This is a genomic window from Serratia sp. CY31944 (assembly GCF_052169175.1).
GTDB classification, from domain to species: Bacteria; Pseudomonadota; Gammaproteobacteria; order Enterobacterales; family Enterobacteriaceae; genus Serratia; species Serratia sarumanii.
This window is the reverse complement of sequence record NZ_JBJNLG010000018.1, coordinates 105,601-127,515: the sequence shown is the minus strand read 5'-3', so window position 1 is coordinate 127,515 and position 21,915 is coordinate 105,601. Positions and strand designations below refer to the sequence as shown.

Annotated in this window: 23 protein-coding genes; 18 read left to right on the top strand and 5 right to left on the bottom strand. The window is 61.9% G+C overall.

The genetic code is table 11. From position 1 onward, the window contains the following. Positions 1-74 precede the first annotated feature (74 nt). Positions 75-1,565: a MocR-like pyridoxine biosynthesis transcription factor PdxR gene (gene pdxR / locus ACJ8IN_RS18510; protein ID WP_033654788.1), complete on the top strand. Its 1,491-nt coding sequence runs from the start codon at positions 75-77 to the stop codon at positions 1,563-1,565. 15 nt (positions 1,566-1,580) lie between these two features. Here pdxR and ACJ8IN_RS18505 read toward each other — a convergent pair whose 3' ends face one another. Continuing rightward, positions 1,581-3,200: an ABC-F family ATP-binding cassette domain-containing protein gene (locus ACJ8IN_RS18505; protein ID WP_047570448.1), complete on the bottom strand. Its 1,620-nt coding sequence runs from the start codon at positions 3,198-3,200 to the stop codon at positions 1,581-1,583. 307 nt (positions 3,201-3,507) lie between these two features. Between ACJ8IN_RS18505 and ACJ8IN_RS18500 the strand changes: the two genes are divergently transcribed. Next, positions 3,508-5,529 carry an oxidoreductase gene (locus ACJ8IN_RS18500; protein WP_047570447.1) on the top strand — a complete coding sequence of 674 codons (2,022 nt, stop codon included), beginning with the start codon at positions 3,508-3,510 and terminating at the stop codon, positions 5,527-5,529. Between the two features lie 195 nt (positions 5,530-5,724). Here the strand turns inward: ACJ8IN_RS18500 and rlmG are convergent, their stop codons facing one another. Beyond that, the gene (gene rlmG / locus ACJ8IN_RS18495) at positions 5,725-6,864 is read right to left on the bottom strand and encodes a 23S rRNA (guanine(1835)-N(2))-methyltransferase RlmG (RefSeq protein ID WP_308326058.1); all 1,140 of its coding nucleotides are present in this window, start codon (positions 6,862-6,864) and stop codon (positions 5,725-5,727) included. 230 nt (positions 6,865-7,094) lie between these two features. Here rlmG and ACJ8IN_RS18490 point away from each other — a divergent pair, with 230 nt between their 5' ends. The 7 genes from ACJ8IN_RS18490 to sstT all read left to right on the top strand — a co-directional run bounded on the left by ACJ8IN_RS18490 (position 7,095) and on the right by sstT (position 12,711). Continuing rightward, positions 7,095-7,385, top strand: coding sequence for a type II toxin-antitoxin system RelE/ParE family toxin (locus ACJ8IN_RS18490; RefSeq protein WP_033636092.1), 291 nt, complete (start codon positions 7,095-7,097; stop codon positions 7,383-7,385). Between the two features lie 14 nt (positions 7,386-7,399). Further along, positions 7,400-7,723, top strand: coding sequence for a HigA family addiction module antitoxin (locus tag ACJ8IN_RS18485; RefSeq protein WP_033636093.1), 324 nt, complete (start codon positions 7,400-7,402; stop codon positions 7,721-7,723). Continuing rightward, on the top strand, positions 7,716-8,228 hold the full coding sequence (locus ACJ8IN_RS18480) for a M48 metallopeptidase family protein (protein ID WP_033636094.1): 513 nt from the start codon (positions 7,716-7,718) through the stop codon (positions 8,226-8,228). Before ACJ8IN_RS18485 ends, ACJ8IN_RS18480 begins: the two co-directional genes overlap by 8 nt. A 50-nt stretch (positions 8,229-8,278) precedes the next feature. Further along, complete coding sequence (locus ACJ8IN_RS18475) at positions 8,279-9,259, top strand: Gfo/Idh/MocA family protein (RefSeq protein ID WP_060424567.1); 981 nt, start codon at positions 8,279-8,281, stop codon at positions 9,257-9,259. 1 nt (position 9,260) lies between these two features. Then, on the top strand, positions 9,261-9,992 hold the full coding sequence (locus tag ACJ8IN_RS18470) for a glutamine amidotransferase (protein ID WP_060424568.1): 732 nt from the start codon (positions 9,261-9,263) through the stop codon (positions 9,990-9,992). 252 nt (positions 9,993-10,244) lie between these two features. Further along, positions 10,245-11,219 carry a TerC family protein gene (locus ACJ8IN_RS18465; RefSeq protein ID WP_033649013.1) on the top strand — a complete coding sequence of 325 codons (975 nt, stop codon included), beginning with the start codon at positions 10,245-10,247 and terminating at the stop codon, positions 11,217-11,219. Positions 11,220-11,475: 256 nt separating this feature from the next. Then, a complete protein-coding gene (gene sstT, locus ACJ8IN_RS18460; protein WP_033649012.1) occupies positions 11,476-12,711 on the top strand; it encodes a serine/threonine transporter SstT in 1,236 nt (411 codons plus the stop codon). Positions 12,712-12,765: 54 nt separating this feature from the next. Here sstT and ACJ8IN_RS18455 read toward each other — a convergent pair whose 3' ends face one another. The 3 genes from ACJ8IN_RS18455 to ACJ8IN_RS18445 are packed head-to-tail and all read right to left on the bottom strand — an operon-like array spanning position 12,766 to position 15,909. After that, positions 12,766-14,253: a UxaA family hydrolase gene (locus ACJ8IN_RS18455; RefSeq protein WP_060424570.1), complete on the bottom strand. Its 1,488-nt coding sequence runs from the start codon at positions 14,251-14,253 to the stop codon at positions 12,766-12,768. 20 nt (positions 14,254-14,273) lie between these two features. Beyond that, positions 14,274-15,686: a glucuronate isomerase gene (uxaC, locus tag ACJ8IN_RS18450; protein WP_060424572.1), complete on the bottom strand. Its 1,413-nt coding sequence runs from the start codon at positions 15,684-15,686 to the stop codon at positions 14,274-14,276. A 55-nt stretch (positions 15,687-15,741) separates the two neighbouring features. Beyond that, positions 15,742-15,909, bottom strand: a complete 168-nt coding sequence (locus ACJ8IN_RS18445) for a hypothetical protein (RefSeq protein ID WP_308326060.1) — start codon at positions 15,907-15,909, stop codon at positions 15,742-15,744. A gap of 77 nt (positions 15,910-15,986) precedes the next feature. On the opposite strand from ACJ8IN_RS18445, the gene ACJ8IN_RS18440 reads away from it, so the two are divergent. The 9 genes from ACJ8IN_RS18440 (at position 15,987) to ACJ8IN_RS18400 (ending at position 21,772) form a co-directional block, all read left to right on the top strand. Beyond that, on the top strand, positions 15,987-17,285 hold the full coding sequence (locus ACJ8IN_RS18440; RefSeq protein ID WP_047570442.1) for an MFS transporter: 1,299 nt from the start codon (positions 15,987-15,989) through the stop codon (positions 17,283-17,285). A 119-nt stretch (positions 17,286-17,404) separates the two neighbouring features. Next, complete coding sequence (gene exuR / locus ACJ8IN_RS18435; protein WP_033636102.1) at positions 17,405-18,181, top strand: transcriptional regulator ExuR; 777 nt, start codon at positions 17,405-17,407, stop codon at positions 18,179-18,181. Between the two features lie 186 nt (positions 18,182-18,367). Then, positions 18,368-18,814 carry a hypothetical protein gene (locus ACJ8IN_RS18430; protein WP_033636103.1) on the top strand — a complete coding sequence of 149 codons (447 nt, stop codon included), beginning with the start codon at positions 18,368-18,370 and terminating at the stop codon, positions 18,812-18,814. 135 nt (positions 18,815-18,949) lie between these two features. Further along, positions 18,950-19,630, top strand: a complete 681-nt coding sequence (locus ACJ8IN_RS18425) for a DedA family protein (protein WP_033636104.1) — start codon at positions 18,950-18,952, stop codon at positions 19,628-19,630. Beyond that, on the top strand, positions 19,627-20,001 hold the full coding sequence (gene mzrA / locus ACJ8IN_RS18420) for an EnvZ/OmpR regulon moderator MzrA (RefSeq protein ID WP_004937130.1): 375 nt from the start codon (positions 19,627-19,629) through the stop codon (positions 19,999-20,001). Before ACJ8IN_RS18425 ends, mzrA begins: the two co-directional genes overlap by 4 nt. Before the next feature lie 241 nt (positions 20,002-20,242). Further along, positions 20,243-20,614, top strand: coding sequence for a DUF1090 domain-containing protein (locus ACJ8IN_RS18415; protein WP_047570439.1), 372 nt, complete (start codon positions 20,243-20,245; stop codon positions 20,612-20,614). A 164-nt stretch (positions 20,615-20,778) separates the two neighbouring features. Then, a complete protein-coding gene (locus ACJ8IN_RS18410) occupies positions 20,779-21,084 on the top strand; it encodes a DUF883 family protein (protein ID WP_004937125.1) in 306 nt (101 codons plus the stop codon). Positions 21,085-21,086: 2 nt separating this feature from the next. Next, complete coding sequence (locus tag ACJ8IN_RS18405) at positions 21,087-21,488, top strand: phage holin family protein (protein ID WP_047570438.1); 402 nt, start codon at positions 21,087-21,089, stop codon at positions 21,486-21,488. Beyond that, positions 21,485-21,772 (top strand): YqjK-like family protein, encoded by a 288-nt coding sequence (locus tag ACJ8IN_RS18400; RefSeq protein WP_004937121.1) that lies wholly within the window; start codon positions 21,485-21,487, stop codon positions 21,770-21,772. Before ACJ8IN_RS18405 ends, ACJ8IN_RS18400 begins: the two co-directional genes overlap by 4 nt. Positions 21,773-21,915 lie beyond the last annotated feature (143 nt).

Sequence of the window (21,915 nt, the reverse complement as noted above, 5' to 3'; positions counted from 1 at the left end):
GAAACAATGCCGTTTATTTACACAGGATGTGGCCCTATAATCGAGTGCCAGTTACGAATAATTGAGGGATCCAATTGCGCTCATTGAGTGGTGATCTGTTGCTGCAGCGCCTCGGCGAGCAGCCCGATGACAAGCTGCACAAGCGGCTTTACAACGCGATCCGCACCAGCATTCTCGACGGCAGCCTGCCGCCCTCCAGCCGCTTGCCCGCCTCGCGCGATCTGGCGCAGGAGCTCAGCCTGTCCCGCAACACCGTATTAACCGTTTATGAACAACTATTGGCGGAAGGCTACGTATCGGCGCGCGCTGGCAGCGGCACCTTCGTCGCCGACACGGTGCCGGACAGCTGCCTCTCCACCGGCGGCGCGCCGGCCGACGGCAGCGGGCAACCGCGGCGCGTCGAACTGTCCGAGCGCGGCGCCACGCTGCTGCACCACGCCAGCGCCAGCCCCAAACAGTGGGGGGCGTTCATTCCCGGCGTGCCCGACGTCAACGCCTTTCCCCATCAGCTGTTCAGCAAGATCCAGGCGCGCCTCAGCCGCCGCCCGGCGCCGCAGCGGCTGACCTACAGCAATCAGGGCGGCAGCCCGGAGCTGCAGCATGCGTTGGTGGAGTATTTACGGGTGGCGCGCTCGGTGCGTTGTTCGCCGGAACAAATCTTGATCACCGAGGGCATTCATCAGGCGATCGATCTGGTGACGCGCATGTTGTGTAATCCGGGGGATGACGCCTGGATCGAAGAGCCGGGCTATTGGGGGATCCGCAATATCCTGCGCATCAATGCGCTGAACATCTGCCCGCTGGCGGTGGACGAAGCCGGGCTGGTGCCGCCGGAGCAGCCGACCACCCCGCCCCGCCTGATTTTCGTCACTCCGTCGCACCAGTATCCGCTCGGCTCGGTGATGAGCCTGGCGCGCCGCCAACGGCTGCTGGCGCTGGCGCGCAACGCCGGCGGCTGGATCGTCGAGGACGATTACGACAGTGAATTCCGCTTTTCCGGCCAACCGATCCCGGCGCTGCAAGGGCTGGAGGCCGACGCGCCGGTGATTTACATCGGCACCTTCAGCAAAACGCTCTATCCGGCGCTGCGCCTCGGCTATGTGGTGTTGCCGCCGCCGCTGGTGCAGGCGCTGAAAACCGCCCACGCCGAGCTGTACCGCGGCGGGCACCTGCTGATCCAGAGCGCGCTGGCGGAGTTTATTCAGGCGGGGCATTACACCGCGCATATCCGCCGCATGCGGTTGCTGTACGCCCGGCGGCGCGCCTTCCTGACCGGCTTGATCGAACAGCACCTCGGCAAACAGGCGCTCAGCGAGTTCAACAGCAACGCCGGGCTGCATCTGATCCTCAACCTGCCGGACGAGGCCGACGACGTGGCGATCGCCGCCGCCGCCGGCGCGCGCGGGGTGCTGGTGCGGCCGCTGTCGCGCTACTACATGCAGCCCAACCGCCGGCGCGGCCTGCTGATGGGGTTTGCCTGCGTGCCGGAAGAGCAGATGGCCGCCGCCTTCACCCAGCTGCTGGCGTGCATCAACGCGCCCGAAATGAAAAAGGCGGCTCCTTAGGGCCGCCTTCGCGTGTTACCAGGCCTGAAGCCGCCAACCGTCCGCCTGCCGGTGCAGACGGTGCGTCGGCCGCAGCGCCTGCAGGAAGTCTTCGTCGTGCGACACCACCAGCATCGCGCCGGGGAAATCCGCCAGGGCGGTTTCGATCGCCAGCGACGACGCCAGATCCAGGTGGTTGGTCGGTTCGTCCAGCAACAGCAGCTGCGCCGGTTGCCGCCGCCACAGCGCGCAGGCCAGCGCCGCCTTCAGCCGTTCGCCACCGCTCAGCGCGCCCAGCGGCAGCGCGATGCGATCGGCGCCAAGCTGCAACTGCGCCAGCCGGGTGCGCAACGCGCCTTCCACCAGCGGCGAATCCTGCAGCCCGAGATGCTCCATCACCGACAGGCTCGGGTCGAGCTGCGACAAGGTTTGATCGAGATAGGCCGTCGACAGCGGGCAATGACAATGGCCGGCAAGCGGCGCCAGCTGGCCGAGAACGGTCTTCAGCAAGGTGGACTTGCCGCAGCCGTTAGGGCCGGTCAACGCCACGCGCATCGGGCCGTCGATCCGCAGATCCAGCGGCGGCGCGCTGACGAACGGCAGTTGCAACTGTTCGAGCACCAGCACCTGCTTGTTCGCGCTCACATCACTGCCCGGCAGCGCCAGCAACACCGGCTGTTCCTCTTCCACCCGCTGATAGGCCTCGCGCACCGCCGCATCGAGGCTGTCGCGCTGGTCCTGATGCTGTTTGCGCAGCGTACCGAGGCTCTCCTTCGCCGCCGATTTGTAGGCCACCCGCTCGAAAGAGGCGATATTGAGCGTATCGACGACGCGCAGCGTTTGCGCCGAGCGCCGCTGGCTCATGTCGTGCTCTTTCTGCTGACGCGCGCGAGTACGGCGGCGCTCCTCGCGCGCATGCTCCAGATCGGCGCGCGCCGCCTGCTGCTCCGTGTCGCGCTGGCGGCGGTAGTCGTCGTAGTTGCCGCCGTAGCTGCGCAGCGCGCCGGGCGTCAGTTCGACGATGCGCTCCATACGCCCCAGCAGTTGCCGGTCATGGCTGGCGATCAGCAGCCCGCCCTGCCACCGCTCCAGCTGCTGATACAGCCAGGCGCGCCCGGCGCTGTCGAGGTGGTTGGTCGGTTCGTCCAGCAGCAGATAATCCGCCTCCCCCAGAAAAGCGCCGCACAGCGCCGCGCGCATCCGTTCGCCGCCGCTCAAGTCGCATGCGGATCGCAACGGATCGAAGGCCGGCAGCCCGGCGGCGGCGAAGGCGCTTTGCAGGCGATCGTTGAGATCCCAGCGCCCTTCCAGACGATCGATGTCGTCCGCCAACGGCCGCCCCTGCTCGATGCGCGCCAGCGCGGCGAACACCTCGCCGTAGCCCAGCAGCTGCGCCAGCGTGGTGTCGGCCGCGATCTCCGGCTGCTGCGCAACGTAAGCCAATGCGGCATGGGATTCGACGTGCCCGTTGCCCGGCCGATCCCGCCCGGCGATCAGGCGCAGCAGCTGGGTTTTGCCGACGCCGTTGCGCCCCACCAGGCCGCAGCGCTGCCGATCGAAAGCGAGATCCAGCGGGCCGAACAGCGTTTCGCCGTCAGCAAATTGGCAGGTCAGTTGATGTAAAACGAAATAAGGGGACTGCGCAAAATGAGCCATAAGCACTCCTGAATGAGATCAAAACATCCCCACAGGGCGCGAGAGCGCACGGCGTGGGACCAGATATCAACAGGTGTGGTTGTTCATTTTCGGTTATGGCTCCGCAGAGAGAAGGAATTTGCAACGCGCAAAGGTTAACCGATCTTTTGTTCGTTATGCAAACAGTGTCTGAGATTCATGACGTCTATCACATTCGGCGCAACGCAGATTCCCAAGCGGCGCGACAACGGCTAGATTTATCTCATCCGACCACTTGTGTTCACATAATTATAACAACGGGCCCCGATTTCACCCGATGGAGAGTGCAATGAGCAATTACCCTCACCTGCTGGCGCCGCTGGATCTCGGCTTCACTACCCTGAAAAACCGGGTGCTGATGGGATCGATGCATACCGGCCTGGAAGAGCTGCCCGACGGCCCGCAGCGCCTGGCCGCGTTTTATGCCGAGCGCGCCGCCGCCGGCGTGGCGCTGATCGTCACCGGCGGCATCGCCCCGAACGAACAGGGCGTGGTTTTTCGCGGCGGTTCGATCCTCAACAGCGAGGAGCAATTGCCTCACCACCGCCCGGTGACCGAAGCCGTCCACCGGGCGGGCGGCAAAATTGCGCTGCAGATCCTGCACACCGGCCGCTACAGCTATCAACCCAAGCTGGTCGCCCCTTCCGCCCTGCAGGCGCCGATCAACCCGTTTACGCCGAGCGCGCTCAGCGAAGCGGAGATCGAGCAGACCATCGCCGACTTCGCCCGCTGCGCGGCGCTGGCGCAGCAGGCCGGCTATGACGGCGTGGAAGTGATGGGATCCGAAGGCTATCTGATCAACCAATTCTTGACGACGCGCACCAATCAGCGCGACGACCAATGGGGCGGCAGCTTCACCAACCGCATGCGCTTCGCCGTCGAGACCGTCAGGGCGGTGCGCCAGGCGGTGGGCGCGGAGTTCATTCTGATCTACCGGCTGTCGATGCTCGATCTGGTGGAAGACGGCTCCAGCTGGCAGGAGATCGAGCAGCTGGCGCTGGCGGTTGAACAGGCGGGCGCCACGATCATCAATACCGGCATCGGCTGGCACGAAGCGCGTATTCCGACTATCGCCACCATGGTGCCGCGCGCCGGGTTCAGCTGGGTGACCCGCAAGCTGATGGGCAAGGTCGGCATCCCGCTGATCACCACCAACCGCATCAACGATCCGGCGGTGGCCGAGCAGGTGCTGGCGGACGGCTGCGCCGACATGGTGTCGATGGCGCGTCCGTTCCTCGCCGACGCCGCCTTTGTGCAGAAAGCCGCCGAGGGGCGCGCCGACGAGATCAATACCTGCATCGGCTGCAACCAGGCCTGTCTCGACCAGATTTTTGAAGGCAAGCTGACTTCCTGCCTGGTCAACCCGCGCGCCTGCCGCGAAACCGAAATGCCACTGACAATGGCGGAGAAACCGAAAAAACTGGCGGTGATCGGCGCCGGCCCCGCCGGGCTGGCCTTTGCCACCACCGCCGCCAGCCGCGGCCATCAGGTGACGCTGTTCGACGCCGCCGAGCAGATCGGCGGCCAGTTCAACATCGCCAAGCAGATCCCCGGCAAGGAAGAATTCCATGAAACCCTGCGTTACTTCCGTCGCCAGCTGGCGCTGGGCGAAGTGACGGTCAGGCTGGGCGTCAAGGTCGAGGCGGCGGATTTAAGCGAATTCGACGAAGTGATCCTCGCCTGCGGCATCGTGCCGCGCACCCCGGACATCCCCGGCATCGGCCACGCCAAGGTGCTGAGCTATCTGGACGTGCTGCGCGATAAAAAACCGGTCGGCCAGCGGGTGGCGATCGTCGGCGCCGGCGGCATCGGCTTCGACACCGCCGAGTACCTCAGCCAGCACGGCGTGTCCAGCAGCCTGGATCAGGCGGAATTCAACCGCGAATGGGGTATCGACGGCCGCCTTGAGCAGCGCGGCGGGCTGGCGGCGCAAGGCCCTCAGGCACCGCGCGCCGCGCGGCAAATCTACCTGTTGCAGCGCAAAACCAGCAAGGTGGGCGAAGGCCTGGGGAAAACCACCGGTTGGATCCATCGCGCCAGCCTGGCGATGCGCGGCGTGAAGATGCTCAACAGCGTCAGCTATCGGCTGATCGACGACGAAGGGCTGCACATCACCCGCGCCGAGCAGGACAGCTGTCTGCCGGTGGACACGGTGGTCATCTGCGCCGGGCAAGAACCGCGCCGCGAGCTGCAGCAGCCGCTGCTGGCGATGGGGAAAACCGTGCATCTGATCGGCGGCGCCGACGTGGCCGCCGAGCTGGACGCCCGCCGCGCGATCGATCAGGGGACGCGGCTGGCGATGGCGCTGTAAAAAAAGGGGCGCACAGCGCCCCTGACATTGATGACAAACCTCATCCCCATGCCGGGTGGCAGAGAGCAGCGAATAGAAAACAAGGAAAATCAATTTATTGATTTTCGGCTGATAACCACAAAGGGGGGAAAAACCACGCTTTTTCCCCCCTTTGTCAACAGCATGAGGGGCGCACAGCTCCCTTGGTCATCACGCTCAGCGACGCGCGCCGGATTTCACCGCTCTCAAGATCACGAACTTCTTGTTCGAGGCCACCAGCGTGCAGTTGCCGAACAGACGCTTGAGCTTCTGGTGATAGTCGAGGTGGCGGTTGCCGACGATGCGCAATTCGCCGCCCACCTGCAGACAGCGCTTGGCGTCGCAGAACATCTGCCAGGCGGTGTGATCGGTAATGGCGTGCTGCTGGTGGAACGGCGGGTTGCACAGCACCGCCTGCACGCTTTCGCGCTCGATGCCCGCCAGCGCGTTGTTCACCTCAAACTGGCAGCGATCCAGCTCTTGCGGCAGGTTGTGCTCCACGTTCAGTTCGCTGGAGGCCACCGCCATGTAAGATTCATCGACGAAGGTCACCTGCGCTTCCGGGTTTTGCGCCAGCGCCGTCAGGCCAATCACGCCGTTGCCGCAGCCCAGATCGACGATATGGCCGTTCAGGCCGCGCGGCAGATGCTCCATAAACAGGCGCGCGCCGATATCCAGGCTGCCGCGCGAGAAGACGTTGGCGTGGTTATGGATAAGCCAATCGGTACCGTCCAGCGGCCAGTCGGTGGTTTCCGCCGCCGCCGGCGGGACGATGTCCGCCGCCTGGCAGAAGATCAGGCGCGCTTTCTTCCACGCCAGGCTGGTGCGCGTCGAGCCCAGCACCTTTTCAAACAGCTGCATCGTCGAGGTGTGCACGTCGCGTGCCTTGGCGCCGGCGACGATCAGCGTGTCTTCGGTCACGACGTGGCGCAGCGCGCACAGCTGCTGCTCCAGCAGCGCCAGCGCTTTCGGCACGCGAATCAACACCACCGCCGGCGCCGCTGGCAGCTCGGCCAGGCTGTCCAGCAGCGTAACCTGCTCGGGATCCAGCCCGTTGAGCTTGAGGTTGTGGCGCGTCGCCAGCTGGCTCATGTAGGAGTCGCTGACGCTGTAAGGGCGATGCGCGTGCAACGCACAGGCCAGGGTGCCGAAGTTATCGTTGAAAATCAGCACCGGACGGCCGCCGATATCTACGTTTTCAAGCTGTTGCAGCAGATATTCGTCCGCCGCTTCCCACGCCTGCAGTTGGGTGGATTCTTCTTGTTGGGGATAACGCTCCAGCTCAAGTTGCTGTGTTCCCAGATCGAGTTGGCTCATTGCCCCTCCTGACTGATAAAATTTGGGCTGTTTATCCCCTAAAAACGCCCGTCAGTAAAATGTTTTTTCGGATAAATTGCGTATTGCGCCGCGTATCTGAAAACCCGCGCTCCTTTTCTCCTTTAACAACATTAACCTTTCCCTCCCGAGCACCCATGTCGACGTTTTTTTAACCTGACGGGGTGTAACTTTAAATGTTACACTGCCAGTCCCTATGGAAGGGGGAAAGCATGATTAAATCTTTCCGCGATCGCTACCTGGAGCAGTTCTATCTGGGAGGCAGACGCAGCCGTCTGATCCCCGGTGCGCTCGAGCGGCAGTTGGCCAGAAAACTCGATATGTTGGCCGCCGCGCAGCAAGAGCGTGATTTGCATCACCCCACGGGTAACTATTACAAACGGCTATCCGGGCCATTTCAGGGATGGTCAAGCCTGCGCGTCAATATGCACTGGCGGCTGATGTTCCAGTGGCGGCATGATGCCGCTGAAAAAATTTACCTCGATCCTCACCAAGATACCTGAACGAGGGGGAACCAATGTTGGAAACCACGACTCGCGAACCCACCACGGTGGGAGAAGTGCTGCAGGAAGAATATTTAACGCCGCTAGGCATCGGCCAGGAGGAACTGGCAAAGGTCTTGGGCGTCACCCGCGCCACCGTCAATCGCCTGTGCAACGGGCATCGACGCATGAGCGTTGCCGAGGCCAATCTGTTTGCCGATCTGTTCGAAACGACCGCTGACTTTTGGCTAAACCTGCAGGCGGCACACGATCGCTGGGAAGCCAGACAGTCCGATGCGCAGCGTGTGCGGCTGCGGCCAATCAAAGAAATACTGGGGCGCAATATCACTCATGCATGACACCGAACTCGCCTACCTGCAAGGCTACCCAACGCATCTGCAAAGCCAGGTGCAGCAACTGATCCATCAGAATCGGCTGGGAGACGTGCTGCTGCAGCGCTACCCGCAGGTGCACGGCTGCACCACCGACAAGTCGCTGTATCAGTTTACCGTCGATCTGAAAAATCAGTATCTGCGCAACGCCCAGCCGCTGAGCAAGGTGGCCTACGACAGCAAGATCCACGTCATGAAGCACGCGCTTGGCCTGCACACCGCCATCTCGCGCGTGCAGGGCGGCAAGCTGAAGGCCAAGGCGGAAATCCGCGTGGCGACGGTGTTCAAGGTCGCGCCCGAACCCTTTTTGCGCATGATCGTGGTGCATGAGCTGGCGCACCTGAAAGAGAAAGATCACAACAAGGCGTTCTACAGCCTGTGCTGCCATATGGAGCCGGATTACCACCAGCTGGAGTTCGATACCCGGCTGTATCTGACGCACCTTTCGCTGTTTGGCGAGCTGTATGCATAGCGAGTGAGGGCGTGATAATCTGCGGTTTTAGGCCTGGACCGGAGCTCGCCATGATTCGCTTTGCCGTCGTCGGCACCAACTGGATTACGGAACGTTTTATCGATGCCGCCCATGAAAGCGGCAAACTCAAGCTGAGCGCCGTGTATTCACGCTCGCTGGAACAGGCGCAGGCGTTTGGCGCCAACTATCAGGTCACGCAGTTTTTCGACTCGCTCGAGGCGATGGCGCAGTCTGACGCCATAGACGCGGTGTATATCGCCAGCCCCAACTCCCTGCACTGCCCGCAATCGCTGCTGTTCCTGCGCCATAAAAAGCACGTGATCTGCGAAAAACCGCTGGCCTCCAACCAGCGCGAAGCGGAACAACTGGTCGCCTGCGCGCGGGAAAACCAGGTGGTGCTGTTCGAGGCGTTCAAAAGCGCCTATCTGCCGAATTTCCTGGCGCTGCAGCAGGCATTGCCTAAAGTCGGCCGGCTGCGCAAAGCCTTTATCAACTATTGCCAATACTCTTCGCGCTATCCGCGCTATCTCGCCGGCGAGAATCCCAACACCTTTAACCCGCAGTTTTCCAACGGCTCGATCATGGACATCGGCTACTACTGCCTGGCCAGCGCGGTGGCGCTGTTCGGCGCGCCGCAGTCGGTGCTGGCCAGCGCCACGCTGCTGGATACTGGCGTGGACGCCCACGGCACCGTCTGCCTGAACTACGGCGATTTCGACGTCACGCTTTCCCATTCCAAGGTCAGCGACTCGGCACTCCCCAGCGAGATCCAGGGGGAAGAAGGCACGCTGATTATCGACAAGATTTCCGAGTGTCAGGGAGTGGCGCTGACGCCGCGCGGCGGCAACCGGCAGGACCTGAGCCAGACGCAGCACATCAACACCATGCTGTATGAAGCGCTGGCTTTCGCCGAGCGGGTTGAGCAGCGTCAGGTGGAACATCCGGAGCTGGAGAATTCGCTGATCGTCGCCCACCTGCTGACCGACATCCGCCGCCAGACCGGCGTCGTCTTCCCCGCCGACGGAGAATGAGATGAAACCGCTGCTCGTGATGCAAACCGGCGACGCGCCGCAGGCCATTCGTCAGGAATTGGCCAACTTTGATGGCATGTTCCTGCAACAGGGGAATATCGACGCCGAACGCGCGCACATCGTGCATCTGCCCGCCGGCGAAAGGCCGTTGCCGCCGGCCGCCTATTGCGGCGTGGTCATCACCGGCTCGCCGGCGATGGTGACCGAACGGCTGCCGTGGAGCGAGGCGGCCGCCGAATGGCTGCGTCAGGCGATGGCGATCAAACTGCCGCTGTTCGGCGTCTGCTACGGCCACCAGCTGTTGGCCTACGCGCTCGGCGGCGAAGTGGGCTATCACCCGCAGGGCATGGAGGTCGGCACGCTGGAGATCGAACTGCTGCCCGCCGCGGCCGACGATCGGCGGCTCACCCTGCTGCCACCGCGATTCAAGGCCAATCTTATCCACTCGCAGAGCGTGCTGACGCCGCCCGCCGGCGCGCAGACGCTGGCGCGTTCGCAGCAGGACGCGCACCAGATCCTGCGCTATGGCGATCACGCTCTGACCACCCAGTTCCACCCGGAATTCAACGGCGCGGTGATGAGCCAGTATCTGCAGTGGCTCGGCGAACTGCATCCTGAGCAGCAAGCCCGCTATCAACAGCAACAACAACAGGTTAGCGACACGCCGTTCAGCCGCCTGCTGCTGCAGGGATTCGTCGTCAGCCTCGGCGCGCAAAAAGCGATGGCCGGCTAACGCGATTCACGTTGACCGCCGACACATTTTGCATTACTTTCTGCTCTGCAAAGGGGAGTAACTTCATTGCCGGTCAATCGTCATTACGATGCGCAAGCATCCGGTTACCGGGCAACCTGATGTCAAAGGTGTAACCACCTTCATCAACGTTGTAAGTGAGACCTTGCCGGAAGGCGAGGTTTGCTTGCAGCGTTCACAGAGCGGCTGGCGTCTTCCGACGTTGGCCGTTTTTGTTTTTGAAGGATACCTCTGATGATGAATTCCGTTGGCACACCGTGGTTATGGGGCAGCTTCGCCGCCGTCATAGTCGTGATGCTCGCAATCGATCTCCTGTTGCAGGGCCGTAAAGGCGCGCACACCATGTCTATGAAGCAGGCCGCCAGCTGGTCGCTGGTGTGGGTCAGCCTCTCCCTGCTGTTCAATTTCGGTTTCTGGTACTACCTGAATGAAACCGCCGGGCGCGCCGTCGCCGATACCCAGGCGCTGGCCTTCCTCACCGGCTACCTGATCGAAAAAGCGCTGGCGGTGGATAACGTGTTCGTCTGGCTGATGCTGTTCAGCTACTTCGCCGTGCCGGCCAACCTGCAGCGGCGGGTGCTGATCTACGGCGTGCTGGGGGCGATCGTGCTGCGTACCATCATGATCTTCGCCGGCAGCTGGCTGGTCAGCCAGTTCCAGTGGCTGCTGTACCTGTTCGGCGCCTTCCTGCTGTTCACCGGTATCAAAATGGCGCTGGCGAAGGAAGATGACTCGGCGATCGGCGACAAGCCGCTGGTGAAATGGCTGCGCAGCCACCTGCGCATGACCGACAACCTGGAAGGCGAGCGCTTCTTCGTGCGCCGCAACGGCATCCTGTTCGCCACCCCGCTGGTGCTGGTGCTGATCCTGGTAGAGCTGAGCGACGTGATCTTCGCGGTGGACAGCATTCCGGCGATCTTCGCCGTGACCACTGACCCGTTCATCGTCCTGACCTCCAACCTGTTCGCCATCATGGGCCTGCGCGCCATGTACTTCCTGCTGGCCAACGTTGCGGAGCGTTTCTCGATGCTGAAATACGGCCTGTCGGTGATCCTGGTGTTTATCGGCATCAAGATGCTGATTATCGACTTCTTCCACATCCCGATCGGCGTATCGCTGGGCGTGGTGGCGGGCATCCTGACGCTCACCTTGCTGATTAACGCCTGGGTCAACCGTCGCAACGATCGCCTGGCGAATAAACAACCATAATCTGTTATCCGGGGCGCTAGTCGCCCCGTGATTGTTTGGCAATTCCCCCAAAACGCCAAACGTTATTGCGATCACACAAATGTAACCAGTATGTTATCAAGTGTTGATCCGCGCTTAGAATTTCACCTTCGCCTCTTTCCAACATCATTCGATTGCTGAATACTGATTCGGCAAACACACTTAGTTACAGAATCATATAAAGCCACCCGGCGTCGTTCCCGCCGCGGCGGCCAGATAACATCAGGAAGAAAGCACTATGCAAAAACTACTACAAAAGATCACGCAGGGTAGCCTGGTCAAACAAATCATGGTCGGCCTGGTGGCCGGCATTCTGTTGGCGCTGGTTTCGCCGGCGGCGGCCTCCGCCGTTGGCCTGCTCGGTTCCCTGTTCGTCGGCGCGCTGAAGGCGGTGGCGCCGGTGCTGGTGCTGGTGCTGGTGATGGCCTCGATCGCCAACCATAAACAGGGGCAGAAGACCAACATTCGCCCGATCCTGTTCCTCTACCTGCTGGGCACCTTCGCCGCGGCGCTGGTGGCGGTCGTCGTCAGCTTTATCTTCCCTTCCACGCTGGCGCTGAGCACCGGCGCGACGGACATTACCCCGCCGGGCGGCATTGTGGAGGTGATGAAGGGCCTGTTGATGAGCGTGGTGGCCAACCCGTTCCATGCGCTGATTAACGCCAACTACATCGGTATTCTGGCGTGGGCCGTCGGGCTGGGGCTGGCGCTGCGCCACGCTTCCGAAACCACCAAGGGGCTGATCAACGACATGTCCCATGCGGTCACGCTGGTGGTGCGCGCGGTGATCCGCTGTGCGCCGCTCGGCATCTTCGGCCTGGTGGCTTCCACGCTGGCGGAAACCGGTTTCGGCGCGCTGTGGGGCTACGCCCAATTGCTGATGGTGTTAATCGGCTGCATGCTGCTGGTGGCGCTGGTGCTCAACCCGCTGATCGTTTACTGGAAGATCCGCCGCAATCCGTATCCGCTGGTGTTCGCCTGCCTGCGCGAGAGCGGCGTAACCGCCTTCTTCACCCGCAGCTCGGCCGCCAACATCCCGGTGAACATGGAGCTGTGCAAGAAGCTGAACCTGAATGAGGACACCTACTCGGTTTCCATCCCGTTGGGCGCGACCATCAATATGGCCGGCGCGGCGATCACCATCACCGTACTGACGCTGGCGGCGGTAAACACGCTGGGCATCGCGGTGGACGTTCCGACCGCCCTGCTGCTGAGCGTGGTGGCCGCCCTCTGCGCCTGCGGCGCGTCCGGCGTGGCCGGCGGCTCGCTGCTGCTGATCCCGCTGGCGTGCAACATGTTCGGCATTCCGAACGACGTGGCGATGCAGGTGGTAGCGGTCGGCTTTATCATCGGCGTGCTGCAGGATTCGGCGGAAACCGCCCTCAACTCCTCCACCGACGTGCTGTTCACCGCCGCGGCCTGCCAAGCGGAAGACCAGCGGCTGGCGAACGAAGACCCGCTGAAGGTGCGTTAATCCCACCCTGGCTGCATTGCAAAGGCGCTCTTTCGAGCGCCTTTTTTGTCAGCCTTACAGCGTCACTCCGCTTTTAAAGATCGCCAGCTCGCGGAAATCGTTGGCTTCATTGCGCGCCGGACGGCCGTTGGCGATCTCGACGATCAGATCGACGAAGCGGCCGAGCAAGGTCTCCATCGCCACCCCGTGAACCAGACCGCCGGCGTCGAAATCGATCCAGTGCGGTTTCTTCGCCGCCAGTTCGCTGTTGGTCGCCAGCTTCACCGTCGGCACAAAGCCGCCGTACGGCGTGCCGCGCCCGGTGCTGAACAGCACCATATGGCAGCCGGCGCCGGCCAGCGCGCTGGTCGCCACCGCGTCGTTGCCCGGCGCGCTGAGCAGATTCAACCCCGGCACGCGCAGCCGCTCGCCGTATTTCAGCACGTCCACCACCTGGCTCAGGCCCGCTTTTTGGGTGCAGCCGAGCGATTTCTCTTCCAGCGTGGTAATGCCGCCGGCCTTGTTGCCCGGCGACGGGTTCTCATAAATCGGCTGTTGATGGGCGATGAAATAGCGTTTGAAATCGTTGATCATGTCGACGGTTTTGTCGAAAGTCTCCCCATCGCGGCAGCGGCTCATCAGGATGCGCTCGGCGCCGAACATCTCCGGCACTTCGGTCAGCACCGTGGTGCCGCCATTGGCGATCACATAATCGGAAAACCGTCCCAGCAGCGGGTTGGCGGTAATGCCCGACAATCCGTCCGAACCGCCGCACTCAAGGCCGAACTTCAGCTCGCTCAGGCGGCCCGGCTCGCGGCGATCGTGGCGCATCTCACGGTACAGCTCGTGCAGCAGCCCCAGCCCGGCCTCCACCTCGTCGTCCTGCTGTTGGCACACCATAAAGCGCAGCCGCCGCTCGTCCGCCATCCCCAGCGTGGCGCGAAAGGCCTCCACTTGATTGTTCTCGCACCCCAGCCCGATCACCAGCACCGCGCCGGCGTTGGGATGGCGCGCCATGTTTTGCAGCATGATGCGGGTGTTGGCATGATCCTGTCCCAGCTGCGAGCAACCGAACGGATGGCTGAACAGATGCACGCCGTCGATCCCCTCCGCCTGCGTTTGCTGCAAAAAGCGCTGCTGGATCTGGCGGGCGATGCCGTTGACGCAGCCGACGGTCGGCACGATCCACAGTTCGTTGCGGATCCCCACGTCGCCGCCGGCCCGGCGGTACAGCTGCACCTCGCGATCCGCCGCCTGCGGCGGCAACGCCGGGAACTGCGGCTGGTAACGGTAGCTGTCCAGATCGCTCAGGTTGGTTTTGGCGTTTTGCGAATGAATATGTTCCCCGGGCCCGATGGCCGCGAGCGCGTGGCCGATCGGCTGGCCATATTTGATGATGTCCTCGCCCTTTGCGATCGGGCCGAGCGCAAACTTGTGCCCGCGCGCCACCGGCTGCGCCAGTTGAACGCGCTCCCCGTCCAGCTCAACCGTTTCTCCGGCGGCCAGATCGCGCAGCGCCACCGCCACGTTATCCTGCTCGTGAATCTTTATCGTACTTTGCATAAACCGGTCCCGGATAACGGCTACGCCAGTTCAATGGCGAAATAGTTTTTGGCGTTGTCGAAACAGATGTTTTTCACCATCTCGCCCAGCAGCGCGAGATCCGCCGGCGCTTCGCCGCCCGTCACCCAGCGGCCGATCATCTGGCAAAGAATGCGGCGGAAGTATTCATGCCGCGTATACGACAGGAAGCTGCGGCTGTCGGTCAGCATGCCGACGAAGCGGCTCAGCAACCCGAGCTGCGCCAGCTGCGTCATTTGGCGCTGCATGCCGTCCTTCTGATCGTTGAACCACCAGCCAGAGCCGAACTGCATCTTGCCCGGCGTGCCTTCCCCCTGGAAATTGCCGATCATGGTGCCGATCACTTCGTTATCGCGCGGGTTGAGGCAATAGAGAATGGTTTTCGGCAGGCCGCCCTGCCGCGCCTGGGCATCCAGCAGCCGCGACAGCGGCTCCGCCAGCGGCCGATCGTTGATCGAGTCGAAGCCGATATCCGGCCCGACGGCGGCCAGCATGCGGCTGTTGTTATTGCGCAGCGCGCCGATATGGTACTGCTGCACCCAGCCGCGGTGCCGGTATTCGCCGGCCAGGAACAGCAGCACTGCGCTTTTGAACTGGGCGCTCTGTTCCGGGGTCGGCAGCTCGCCGTTCAGGCGGCGCAGCAGGATCGCATCCAGCGCCGCTTCGTCGGCCTCCCCGAACACCACCACGTCCAGCGCATGATCGGCCACCTTGCAACCGTGGGCGGCGAAGTGATCCATGCGCTTGTACAGCGCGTCGCACAGCGCGCTGAAGCGGCCGATGGCGGTGTCCGCCGCCGCCTCCAGCTGCCGCAGATAGTCGTTGAAGCCAGGCGCATCGATGGCGAAGGCCTTGTCCGGCCGCCAACTCGGCAACACCTTGATATCGAAGCTGTGATCGTCGGCGATCGCCCGATGGTGGCGCAGATCGTCGATCGGATCGTCGGTGGTGCCGACCATTTTCACGTTCATCTGCCGCATGATGCCGCGCGCGCGAAACTCATCCTGCGCCAGCAGCGCATTGCCGCGCTGCCAGATCTCATCCGCCGTGGCCGGCGACAGCAGCGTTCCGGTGATGCCGAACGGCCGGCGCAGCTCCAGATGCGTCCAGTGATAGAGCGGATTGCCGATGGTGTGCGGCACCGTGGCGGCCCAGGCGTCGAATTTCTCGCGATCGCCCGCATCGCCGGTGCACAGCCGCTCCGCCACGCCGTTGGTGCGCATCGCCCGCCATTTATAGTGATCGCCCCGCAGCCAGATATCGTACAGGTTGCTGAAGCGGGTATTCTCCGCGATCTGCTGTGGCGGCAAATGGCAGTGGTAATCGAAAATCGGCTGGTCCGCCGCGTAGCCATGATACAAACGCCGGGCAAATTCGCTGTCCAGCAGGAAATCTTCGCTCAAAAACGTCGCCATCTCGGGCTCCTTACCTTACTTGCCGTGCGGCATGGGGATCGAATCACAAAAGTTATCACACCAATTTTAATGAGCGTCCAGCAAATTTTTCTCGACGCCTGCCGTTTTGCTGTCTCTCAACCCCTTTTCTGCTCGTTTTTACGGCAAACTTGCGCCATAAATGCGCTATTTCATCGGCGACAGTATCGCTCAGGCGAATAATTCCTTTTGTGATATCACTCAACTTTTAAACCTGTATGACAGGTTATTGTCTCGCCAGCCGCATCGTCGGCCATACCTTCAAACGGGGAGACATTTCGGATGCGTAAAATTAAAGGGTTACGCTGGTACATGATCGGGCTGGTGACCGTCGGCACCGTGCTGGGCTACCTGACCCGCAACGCCATCGCCGTGGCGGCGCCGACGCTGGAAGATACGCTGCACATCACCACCCAACAGTATTCCTACATCGTCGCCGCCTACTCCGCCTGCTACACCGTGATGCAGCCGGTGGCGGGCTATGTGCTGGACGTGCTGGGCACCAAGGTCGGCTACGCCATGTTCGCCATTCTGTGGGCGCTGTTCTGCATGGGCACCGCGCTGGCCAACAGCTGGGGCGGCCTGGCGCTGGCGCGCGGCGCGGTCGGCATGGCCGAGGCGGCGATGATCCCCGCCGGGCTGAAGGCCAGCAGCGAGTGGTTTCCGGCCAAAGAGCGTTCGATCGCCGTCGGCTATTTCAACGTGGGTTCGTCGATCGGCGGCATGATCGCCCCGCCGCTGGTGGTGTGGGCCATCGTGGCGCACAGCTGGGAGATGGCGTTCATCATCACCGGCGTGCTGAGCCTGATCTGGGCCATCTGCTGGCTGCTGTTCTACAAGCACCCGAAAGATCAGAAGAAACTGAGCCAGGAAGAACGCCGTTACATCCTCGAAGGCCAGGAAGCGCAGCACCAGACCTCTAACGCCAAAAAGATGTCCGCCTGGCAGATCCTGCGCAACCGTCAGTTCTGGGGCATCGCCCTGCCGCGTTTTCTGGCGGAGCCGGCCTGGGGCACCTTCAACGCCTGGATCCCGCTGTTCATGTTCAAGGCCTACGGTTTTAACCTGAAAGAGATCGCCATGTTCGCCTGGATGCCGATGCTGTTCGCCGATCTCGGCTGCATCGTCGGCGGCTACCTGCCGCCGCTGTTCCAGAAGTATTTCAAGGTCAATCTGATCGTCTCGCGCAAGCTGGTGGTGACGATGGGGGCGGTGTTGATGATCGGCCCCGGTATGATTGGCCTGTTCACCAGCCCTTACGCGGCTATCGCGCTGCTATGCGTCGGCGGCTTCGCCCATCAGGCGCTGTCCGGCGCGCTGATCACTCTCTCTTCCGACGTGTTCGGCCGCAATGAGGTGGCGACCGCCAACGGCCTGACCGGCATGGCGGCCTGGACCGCCAGCACGCTGTTCGCGCTGGTGGTCGGCGCCCTGGCGGACACTCTCGGCTTCAGCCCGCTGTTCGCCGCGCTGTCGGTCTTCGATATTCTCGGCGCCATCGTCATCTGGACAGTGCTGCAAAACCGCCCGGCCGCCGAAGCGCAACCGGCCGCGCTGCAGCCGTCTCCGGCGCGCAGCTGATCCCGTCGCCCGGCCCCCGCGCCGGGCCTTTTGCTCCTCTGGCAGCGGTGCCGAATAAGTGGTATAACAAATCCGATGGCCACGCGCCCCTTCCCACCGCACCGTATAGAGCATTCACTATGGAATTCACTGAAACCAGACGCCTGTATCAGCAACTGGCCGCCGAGCTTAAACAACGCATCGAAAGCGGCCGCTACCCGGTGGGCGACAAGCTGCCGGCCGAGCGATATATCGCCGAAGAGATGAATGTCAGCCGCACCGTGGTGCGCGAAGCGATCATCATGCTGGAAGTGGAAGGCTATGTGGACGTGCGCAAGGGATCCGGGATCCACGTGGTGTCCAACCAGCAAAAACACCTGGTGGTGCCGGGCGACAGCATCGAGTTCGCCACCGCCGGCCCGTTTGAGCTGCTGCAGGCGCGCCAGCTGATCGAAAGCAACATCGCCGAATTCGCCGCCACCCAGGTGACCAAGCAAGATATCGTGCAGCTGATGGAGATCCAGGAGCACGCCCGCAAAGAGGATCGCTTTCGCGACTCGCAGTGGGATCTGAAGTTCCACGTGCAGGTGGCGCTGGCCACCCAGAACACCGCCATGGCCACCATCGTGGAAAAAATGTGGGTGCAGCGGGTCAACAACCCTTACTGGAAGAAACTGCACGAACATATCGATGAACGTTCGATCGCCAGCTGGTGCGACGATCACGATCAGATCCTCAAGGCGCTGATGCGCAAAGATCCTTACGCCGCCAAACTGGCGATGTGGCAACACCTGGAAAACACCAAGCAGATGCTGTTCAACGCCACCAGCGACGATTTCGAATACAATGCCGACCGCTATCTGTTCGCCGAGAATCCGGTGGTGCATCTGGATGGCGTGAGCCACGAACCGAAATAGCCACGGCGGTCAAAAACCGTCGGCTTATGTCAGGTAATGTAAAATCCGCTGAATCGATGCCGGAACCGCCGTTTGCCGTGTACTATTTCACCGTCGGCAACGTAGATTTCCCTGTTGCCAATCGTGCTATTTTGGTAGAGTTAGCCCACTTTTTTACCCATTGCTGCGGGGGCGGGACGCGAATAAATGCGCTGGTTGTTTGCCATGCTGATTGCTGTTTTTTGCTGGACCGGTTCGGTCTCCGGCCAACAGCTATGCGTGGCGTCACCCAAGCCAACCCCCAGCGCGCTGAGCAGCCTGCCGCTGCTGGCGGAGCCGGCGCTTTCCCCCTATGATCATGTGTATCGGGCACCGGCCGAAGCGCGCCGCAAAGCCCCCGGCAAGTTGCCGCTGCTGCTGCCCAGAGCGCACTCTTTCCCCGGTTCGCTGCTCGCATCCTCCCTGCCGGCGCCGGTCTATACCTTGGCCGCAGAGCCGGGCTACCGAATTCGCTTCCCCCGCCAGGACACTCCGGCTCCCAACCGGCTTGCCCAGGTCGACTGGATGCTGGACGCCTCCAGGCAACAGAGTCGGCAGGCCGGCTGGAAAGAAAGTAACATGCAGTACCGTGGCACGCTGACTTATCACCTATGACCGGTGTCGCACCGCTAAAAACCTTAAAGCAACGCCGTTTCATCGTTATCAGCATTCAGGATCGCCGCGCGCTTTCAGCCCACGCCCGTTCCGCCGCTGAGATAAAAATAAACAATGACGTTTTAGGAACACCGGATGGACATCATTAAAGAACTGATACATGCCCTGTGGCAGCAGGATTTTGAGACGCTGGCGAACCCTTCGTTGGTGTGGACCCTCTACATCCTGCTGTTCATGATTCTGTTTTTGGAAAACGGCCTGCTGCCGGCCGCTTTCCTGCCGGGTGACAGCCTGCTGATCCTGGTCGGCGTGCTGATCGCCAAAGGCACCATGGGCTTCCCGCTGACCATCGTCATCCTGACCGTCGCTGCCAGCCTGGGATGCTGGGTCAGCTACATACAGGGCCGATGGCTCGGCAATACGCGAACGGTGCAAGGCTGGCTTTCGCACCTGCCGGCCCACTACCATCAACGCGCTCACAACCTGTTCCACCGCCACGGGCTTTCCGCCCTGCTGGTCGGCCGCTTCCTGGCCTTCGTGCGCACCCTGCTGCCGACCATCGCCGGCCTGTCCGGCCTGAGCAACGCGCGCTTCCAGTTCTTCAACTGGATGAGCGGCCTGCTGTGGGTCTTGATCCTGACGACGCTGGGCTTCGCGCTGGGCAAAACCCCGGTGTTCCGCAAGTATGAAGATCAGCTGATGTTCTGCCTGATGATGTTGCCGCTGGTATTGTTGGTGGTCGGGTTGATCGGCTCGTTGATCGTGCTGTGGCGCAAGAAACGCGCCAGCGGCCAGAACCCGGGGAAAGGGGCGTGACAGCAAAGCGCCCGCGCTGGCAATACGTCCTGATGATCGCGCTCGCCCTGCTGGCGTTGGCGACGCTGTTGGTGCCCTGCATGGTGCGCACCGAGAGCGAGCTGCGCATTCGCGCCAGCCAGCAAGGGCTGTCGCTGCCCGACGGTTTTTACGTCTACCAGCGCCTGGATGAGCGCGGCATCCGCATCAAAAGCATCACGCCGGAAGGCGATGGCCTGGTCATCCGTCTGGATTCGCCGGAGCAGCAGTTGCTGGCGCGCGAAGCGCTGCAAACCATCCTGCCGCCCGGTTACCACATCGCGTTGAGCGAATCCCCCGTGCCGTCGCATTGGGTACGCGAATTTGCGCGTTCCCCACTCAATCTGGGATAATTCCCCTTCATATGAAGGGGTTTCCTTTCATTGCATTATTTTCATTTTCATTCGCACCGATTAGCTCAAGAATTAATCAGTCAGCACCGAGTCACGGCTGATTCTTTGGGGGCGCGCCGGTTTCATGACTATGCTGAAGGGTAACTTCAGCCGGCGATGAACGCCCTCCTCTCGCGCTGCCGCCTTCGGCAGTCAGGAAAGCGGGTGCCTGTTCAGGCATCCCATGAAAAGGAACTGAAAGATGAAATTACGCCATTCACTGTTACTGCTGTTGCCACTCTGCACGCTGCCGGCCCTCGCTTCGGCCGCTGAGGGCGGCTGCGCCGCCAAAGCGCAAGACATCCAGCAGCAAATCGACTATGCCACCCAGCACGGCAACACCCACCGCGTGGACGGGCTGAAAAAAGCGCTGCGCGAAGTGCAGACTCACTGCACCGAAGCCGGCCTGCAGGCCGAACGCCAGGAAAATATCGCAGAGAAACAGCGCAAGGTCGACGAGCGCCGGCAGGAGCTGAAAGAAGCGCAGCAAACCGGCAAGCTGGACAAGGTCGCCAAGAAGCAGCAGAAGCTGGCGGAAGCGCAGGCTGAGCTGAAACGCGCTCAGGCGGAATAATTTTTTTGTACCAGCGGATTTATCGATGAGAGCCCCATCACACGGGATTTATTAAGCATATGGGATTGATGCCTGGTGTTATCTGCTGGTCATCACCCCTTTGCTCCGGCGAAAAAATCCGCTATGTTAAAAGTCTGTCGAAATAAACGTTAAGGAATAATCACATGGCACATGATTCAAATGCAGAAAACTTACGCGCTGAACTGAAGTCCTTAGCCGATACGCTGGAGGAAGTGCTGAACTCCTCTACCGACAAGCCGAAAGCCGAGCTGGAGAAGCTGCGCTCGAAGGCGGAAGGCGCGCTGAAAGAGACCCGCGCTCGCCTGAGCGACGCCGGTGACAAGCTGGCTTCGCAAACCAAGCAGATCGCCGGCCAGGCCGACGACTATGTGCGCGACAACCCGTGGACCGGCATCGGCATCGGCGCGGCGGTCGGCGTGGTGTTAGGCGTGCTGCTCGCGCGTCGTTAATCATGGCTGAACAACCGCAAGTGCGCGCGCAGGGCCCCGCTAAAGGGATCCTGGATATCGGTCAGCGCATCATCACGATCCTGGTCGGCATGGTGGAAACCCGTGTCCGGCTGGCGGTGGTCGAGCTGGAAGAGGAGAAAGCCAACCTCATTCAGCTGCTGATCATGGCCGGTATGACGCTTCTGTTCACCGCCTTCGGTTTGATGAGCCTGCTGATCCTGATCTTCTGGGCCATCGATCCGGTCTATCGGCTGATGGCGCTGGGTGCCACGACCGGCGTGCTGCTGTTCCTGGCCGTGGTCGGCACCATTTGGACGCTGGTCAAGGCCCGTCGCACCACGCTGCTCGGCGCCACGCGCAAGCAGCTGGAACTCGATCGTGCCGAACTGGAGCGCGAGCCATGAGCCGCCGCCGCTATCTGGAATGGAAAAAAGAGAGGCTGATTCGCCAGATCCAGCAACAGCGTCTGGATCTGGCCGAACACAAGTCTTTATGGCTGGAAAAGACCGAACGCATCGACCGCGGCTGGCAGACGGTGTTTGGCCTGCGCCGCTATCTGGTGCTCGGTTCCAGCGTCATGGCGCTGTACGGCATCCGCCACCCCAGCAAGATGATCCGCTGGTCGCGCCGCGCTTTCGGCGCCTGGAGCGCTATCCGCCTGTTTAAAAAGACCTTCTCCGCCAAGTAAGCCCCGCGCTTTTCCTTCAAACATCCTGTTGCTCCGCCCTCGTTTTCTCCCTAAAACAGCGCTGCTTATCCCGAGGGCCGGGCAACCTGCTGACAAGCGTCAGTTTATTAGCACGCTAAAGATTCAGATTTTTTGAAAAATTA

Bases quoted from the DNA above. Each gene is read 5' to 3' on its own strand.
- ACJ8IN_RS18505 (WP_047570448.1), bottom strand. From the start codon at position 3,200: ATGGCTCATTTTGCGCAGTCCCCTTATTTCGTTTTACATCAACTGACC.
- ACJ8IN_RS18500 (WP_047570447.1), top strand. From the start codon at position 3,508: ATGAGCAATTACCCTCACCTGCTGGCGCCGCTGGATCTCGGCTTCACT.
- rlmG (WP_308326058.1), bottom strand. From the start codon at position 6,864: ATGAGCCAACTCGATCTGGGAACACAGCAACTTGAGCTGGAGCGTTAT.
- ACJ8IN_RS18490 (WP_033636092.1), top strand. From the start codon at position 7,095: ATGATTAAATCTTTCCGCGATCGCTACCTGGAGCAGTTCTATCTGGGA.
- ACJ8IN_RS18485 (WP_033636093.1), top strand. From the start codon at position 7,400: ATGTTGGAAACCACGACTCGCGAACCCACCACGGTGGGAGAAGTGCTG.
- ACJ8IN_RS18480 (WP_033636094.1), top strand. From the start codon at position 7,716: ATGCATGACACCGAACTCGCCTACCTGCAAGGCTACCCAACGCATCTG.
- ACJ8IN_RS18475 (WP_060424567.1), top strand. From the start codon at position 8,279: ATGATTCGCTTTGCCGTCGTCGGCACCAACTGGATTACGGAACGTTTT.
- ACJ8IN_RS18470 (WP_060424568.1), top strand. From the start codon at position 9,261: ATGAAACCGCTGCTCGTGATGCAAACCGGCGACGCGCCGCAGGCCATT.
- ACJ8IN_RS18465 (WP_033649013.1), top strand. From the start codon at position 10,245: ATGATGAATTCCGTTGGCACACCGTGGTTATGGGGCAGCTTCGCCGCC.
- sstT (WP_033649012.1), top strand. From the start codon at position 11,476: ATGCAAAAACTACTACAAAAGATCACGCAGGGTAGCCTGGTCAAACAA.
- ACJ8IN_RS18455 (WP_060424570.1), bottom strand. From the start codon at position 14,253: ATGCAAAGTACGATAAAGATTCACGAGCAGGATAACGTGGCGGTGGCG.
- uxaC (WP_060424572.1), bottom strand. From the start codon at position 15,686: ATGGCGACGTTTTTGAGCGAAGATTTCCTGCTGGACAGCGAATTTGCC.
- ACJ8IN_RS18440 (WP_047570442.1), top strand. From the start codon at position 15,987: ATGCGTAAAATTAAAGGGTTACGCTGGTACATGATCGGGCTGGTGACC.
- exuR (WP_033636102.1), top strand. From the start codon at position 17,405: ATGGAATTCACTGAAACCAGACGCCTGTATCAGCAACTGGCCGCCGAG.
- ACJ8IN_RS18430 (WP_033636103.1), top strand. From the start codon at position 18,368: ATGCGCTGGTTGTTTGCCATGCTGATTGCTGTTTTTTGCTGGACCGGT.
- ACJ8IN_RS18425 (WP_033636104.1), top strand. From the start codon at position 18,950: ATGGACATCATTAAAGAACTGATACATGCCCTGTGGCAGCAGGATTTT.
- ACJ8IN_RS18415 (WP_047570439.1), top strand. From the start codon at position 20,243: ATGAAATTACGCCATTCACTGTTACTGCTGTTGCCACTCTGCACGCTG.
- ACJ8IN_RS18410 (WP_004937125.1), top strand. From the start codon at position 20,779: ATGGCACATGATTCAAATGCAGAAAACTTACGCGCTGAACTGAAGTCC.
- ACJ8IN_RS18405 (WP_047570438.1), top strand. From the start codon at position 21,087: ATGGCTGAACAACCGCAAGTGCGCGCGCAGGGCCCCGCTAAAGGGATC.
- ACJ8IN_RS18400 (WP_004937121.1), top strand. From the start codon at position 21,485: ATGAGCCGCCGCCGCTATCTGGAATGGAAAAAAGAGAGGCTGATTCGC.